Annotated in this window: 6 protein-coding genes; all 6 read right to left on the bottom strand. The window is 69.7% G+C overall.

Translation table 11 applies throughout. The features are described 5' to 3' along the window. The coding region (locus VFO68_RS02435; protein ID WP_325156465.1) for a hypothetical protein at positions 1–347 on the bottom strand (347 nt) is incomplete at its 3' end. Between the two features lie 3 nt (positions 348–350). Then, entirely contained in the window at positions 351–659 is a 309-nt protein-coding gene (locus VFO68_RS02430) for a type VII secretion target (RefSeq protein WP_325156464.1), read from the bottom strand. A 149-nt stretch (positions 660–808) separates the two neighbouring features. Continuing rightward, complete coding sequence (gene glmM / locus VFO68_RS02425; RefSeq protein WP_325156463.1) at positions 809–2,170, bottom strand: phosphoglucosamine mutase; 1,362 nt, start codon at positions 2,168–2,170, stop codon at positions 809–811. A 181-nt stretch (positions 2,171–2,351) separates the two neighbouring features. Continuing rightward, positions 2,352–2,801, bottom strand: a complete 450-nt coding sequence (gene rpsI / locus VFO68_RS02420) for a 30S ribosomal protein S9 (protein ID WP_325156462.1) — start codon at positions 2,799–2,801, stop codon at positions 2,352–2,354. 11 nt (positions 2,802–2,812) lie between these two features. Then, positions 2,813–3,259, bottom strand: a complete 447-nt coding sequence (rplM, locus tag VFO68_RS02415; RefSeq protein ID WP_325156461.1) for a 50S ribosomal protein L13 — start codon at positions 3,257–3,259, stop codon at positions 2,813–2,815. Positions 3,260–3,381: 122 nt separating this feature from the next. After that, positions 3,382–4,116, bottom strand: coding sequence for an SDR family oxidoreductase (locus VFO68_RS02410; protein WP_325156460.1), 735 nt, complete (start codon positions 4,114–4,116; stop codon positions 3,382–3,384). Positions 4,117–4,182: the final 66 nt, after the last annotated feature.

Genomic DNA, 4,182 nt, shown 5'->3' with positions numbered 1-4,182 from the left:
TCGAAAATCCTCAACCCGACAAGCCCATCAACCAAAATGTCATCCGACGTCGGCGACGGCGTGCCATCAGTCAAATTCCCCCAACTACGCCCCAACTCCTGATCCCGCCGCGCCTGACCAACATGCCCATCCACATCACGCGCCGGAGCACGATCGAAGACGACCTGCTCCACAGCATCCATGAACTCATCACGCGGAACCCCCAACTGCTGCGCATAACGCCACAACGCCTGCGGGTCGTTCTCGTCCCCACCCATCGCGATCAGGTCGAACAGCAGATCTTTCTTGGTGTGCGGCGCCACATTCGGGTCGTCGAGCAGGCGCCGAATCTCCTCAACGCTCGCCATGGGTCAGCGCCCCTGTGCGTTCAGGTTCTGCTGGGCGCCCTCGTCGGCGCCGGTGTAGCTGGTGGCCACGTCGCCAAGCTGGGTCGAGGTGGCGACGGCGGCGGAGCCGAACGACTTCACCGACGAGTTGATCAGCCCGAACATCTGCGCGTACTGCTGCGCGACGGCCTGGAAATGCCGGCCGACCTGGCCGGTGCTCACCGCCGGATGCTCGACCTTGGCGGCCAGCTGGGTAATCGCCTCCCCCTCGGTCTTGAACTGGTTCGCAGCCTGCTGCACCTGACCCGGCTCGACACCAAAACCGTCAGCCATGACGTCCCCTCATTCCAACGACTCCACCCACGTCACTACGACGCAGCGCCCCAACCCGCGGTGCCGTAACAGACGCAAACCGCAATCTACCTACGGGGAGGAGCCACGGGCGAGGAACGGCCCGAATTCGTACGGATATCCGCGGTGACTCAGCGCACCGAGGACACCACGTCGGCCAGCCGGTGCGCGGCCGACCCGGCTGCCTCGTGGCTCGGCGCCTCGACCATCACCCGGACCAGCTGCTCGGTGCCGGAGGGGCGGAGCAACACCCGGCCGGTGTCGCCGAGCTCGGCCTCCACGGCCGCCACCGCCGCGTTGACCTCGGCCGATGCCGCCACCGCCGCCTTGTCGGCGACCTTCACGTTCACCAGCACCTGCGGCAGCCGGCGCATCACGCCCGCCAGGTCCGCCAGGCCGCGTCCGGTGGAGCTCATCCGGGCCATCAGGCGCAGAGCTGTGAGCAGGCCGTCACCGGTCGTGGCATGCCCGGGCAGCACGACGTGCCCGGACTGCTCGCCGCCCAGCGAGAAACTGTTGGCCCGCAGCTCCTCGAGCACGTACCGGTCGCCGACCGCGGTGGTGCGCAGCTCGATGCCGTGCTCCCGCATGGCCAGATGCAGCCCCAGGTTGCTCATCACGGTCGCCACCAGGGTGTCCTCGACCAGCTCCCCGGACTCCCGCATGGCCAGCGCCAGCACCGCCATGATCTGGTCGCCGTCGATCAGCTCTCCGGCCGCGTCCACCGCCAGGCAGCGGTCGGCGTCGCCGTCGTGCGCGATCCCCAGGTCGGCCCGCTCGGCCCGGACCGCCTCACGCAGCGCGTCCAGGTGGGTCGATCCGCAGCCGTCGTTGATGTTCTCGCCGTCCGGCAGCGCGTGGATCGCGATCACCTCGGCGCCGGCTTCCCGGTAGGCCTGCGGCGCGGCGGCCCAGGCGGCCCCGTTCGCGCAGTCCACCACCACGCGCAGGCCCTCCAGCCGGTGCGGCGTGGCCTTGAGCAGGTGCGCGATGTAGCGGTCCAGCGCGTCGGTGATGTCGTAGATCCGGCCGACGCCGGCACCGGTCGGGCGGGTGCCCGGGCGTCCGACCAAGGCCTCGATCTCGTCCTCGAGCGCGTCGGGCAGCTTGTGCCCGCCTGCGGCGAAGAGCTTGATCCCGTTGTCCGGCATCGGGTTGTGCGAGGCGGAGATCATCACGCCGAGGTCGGCGTTCAGCTCGCCGACCAGGTGGGCGACGGCCGGGGTGGGCAGCACGCCGACCTGCATCACGTCCGCGCCTGCCGAGGTGAGCCCCGCGCACACGGCCGCCTGCAGCATCTCACCGCTGGCCCGCGGATCGCGGCCGACGACGGCGACCGGACGGTGTGAGCTGTCGTGCGCGACCAGCACCCGGGCCGCGGCGGCCGACACCGACAGGGCTAACTCGGGCGTGAGATCGCCATTGGCCAGACCGCGCACCCCGTCGGTCCCGAACAGGCGGGCCTTCGCCGGTTTCGCCCCATTCGCTGTCATAGTCGGTGCTACCTCCTCAGGTCGGTGCTGCCGCGACCACGTCCGGTGCATCTGGTGCGGCGAACGTGGTGTTACCGACAGTGTCCGAAGTGACTCGATGGCGCACGCGACGGAATGTCGTACCGCCGGCCGCAGCGCGGCCGGCGGTGGGTGCGGATGCCGGAACCGGCATCGAGACGGGTCAGCGCTTGCTGTACTGGGGCGCCTTCCGGGCCTTCTTCAGGCCGTACTTCTTGCGCTCCTTGACCCTCGGGTCACGGGTGAGGAAGCCGGCCTTCTTCAGCGTCGGCCGGTCGTCGCTGTCCAGCTGGATCAGCGCCCGGGCGATGGCCAGCCGCAGCGCGCCCGCCTGCCCGGTGATGCCGCCGCCCTTGAGGTTGGCCCGGATGTCGAACGACTCGGGCTTCTCCAGGATCACCAGCGGCTCACGGATGAGCTGCTGGTGCACCTTGTTCGGGAAGTAGTCCTCGAGCGACTTGCCGTTCAGCAGGAACTGGCCGGTGCCGGGGGTGATCCGGACGCGGACCACCGCCTCCTTGCGGCGGCCGACCGTCTGGGCGGTCTCGGCGGTCACCCGGGGGGCGCGCGGCGCCTCCGGCGCCTCTTCCGGTTCCGGAGTGGTACTCGTCACGTACTCTTCGCTCACTGCTTCTCGACCTTCGCGATCTCGAACGGCTTCGGCTGCTGGGCCGCGTGCGGGTGGTCCGGTCCGGCGTACACCTTGAGCTTCTTGCCCTGGGCGCGGCCGAGCTTGTTCTTCGGCAGCATGCCCTTGACGACCTTCTCCAGCAGGCGGTCCGGGCGGCTGTCGAGCAGCTCGCCGAACGAGCGCTTGCGCAACCCGCCGGGGTAGCCGCTGTGCCGGTAGGCGAACTTCTGGTCGCGCTTGTTGCCGGTGAGCGCCACCTTGCCGGCGTTGACCACGATGACGAAGTCACCGGTGTCCACGTGCGGGGCGTACGTCGGCTTGTGCTTGCCACGCAGCAGCGTGGCGATGTGGGTAGCCAGCCGGCCGAGCACCACATCCTCGGCATCGATGACATGCCAGGTACGGGCCACCTCGCCGGGCTTCGGGCTGTACGTGCGCACGGGTTTACCTCGTCGTCAATTTCTCTGGGGTCTGTGCGTGGCTCACTGAGCGTCGCGCTCCGCGCCGCACAACAACGTAAGAAGATACCCGGCACCGCCCGGCAGGGTCAAAGCGGGGTCGATCAGCCCCGCCCGATGAACGGCATCGTGGTCGCGGTGATGGTGAGGAACTGCACGTTCGTGTCGAGCGGAAGGGTGGCCATGTAACGGACCGCGCGCGCGACGTGCGCCGGGTCGAACACGGGTTCGGCCAGCACCGTGCCGTTCGCCTGCGGGACGCCCTCTGCCATCCGGTTGCCCATCTCGGTGGCGGCGTTGCCGATGTCGATCTGCCCGCAGGCGATGTTGAACGGCCGGCCGTCCAGCGAGATCGACTTGGTCAGGCCGGTGATGGCGTGCTTGCTCGCGGTGTAGGCCGGGCTCGCCGGCCGCGGGCTGGTGGCCGAGATCGAGCCGTTGTTGATGATCCGGCCGCCCTGCGGGCGCTGCTCGCGCATCAGCCGGAAGGCCTCCCGGGCACACAGGAACGAGCCGGTGAGGTTGGTGTCGAGCACCCGCTGCCAGTCCTCGAGCGCGAGGTCGGCGACGGTGCCGGGCACCGCGCACCCGGCGTTGTTGAACAGCAGGTCGATCCGCCCGTGCACCCGGCGGACCTCGGCGAACAGCGCCTCGACCGAGTCCTCGCTGCGCACGTCGGTCGGCACGACCAGGGCGGCCGGGCTGGACCCGGCCGTCTCCCGCAGCGTCTCCGCCCGCCGGCCGGCGAGCACCACCCGGTACCCGGCTTCGATCAGGTCGAGGGCCACCACCCGGCCGATGCCGGAGCCGGCCCCGGTGATCACGGCAACCGGTGACATGTAACCAGTCTCACCGAACCCCTCGGCCGGGGACAGTCCGATTCGGACAGTCCGGGACAGCAAAGG

It is taken from the genome of Actinophytocola sp. (assembly GCF_035712165.1).
In the GTDB taxonomy this organism is placed as follows: domain Bacteria; phylum Actinomycetota; class Actinomycetes; order Mycobacteriales; family Pseudonocardiaceae; genus DASYTH01.
Note: the sequence above shows the minus strand (reverse complement) of the source record. Positions and strands in the feature narration are given on the sequence as shown.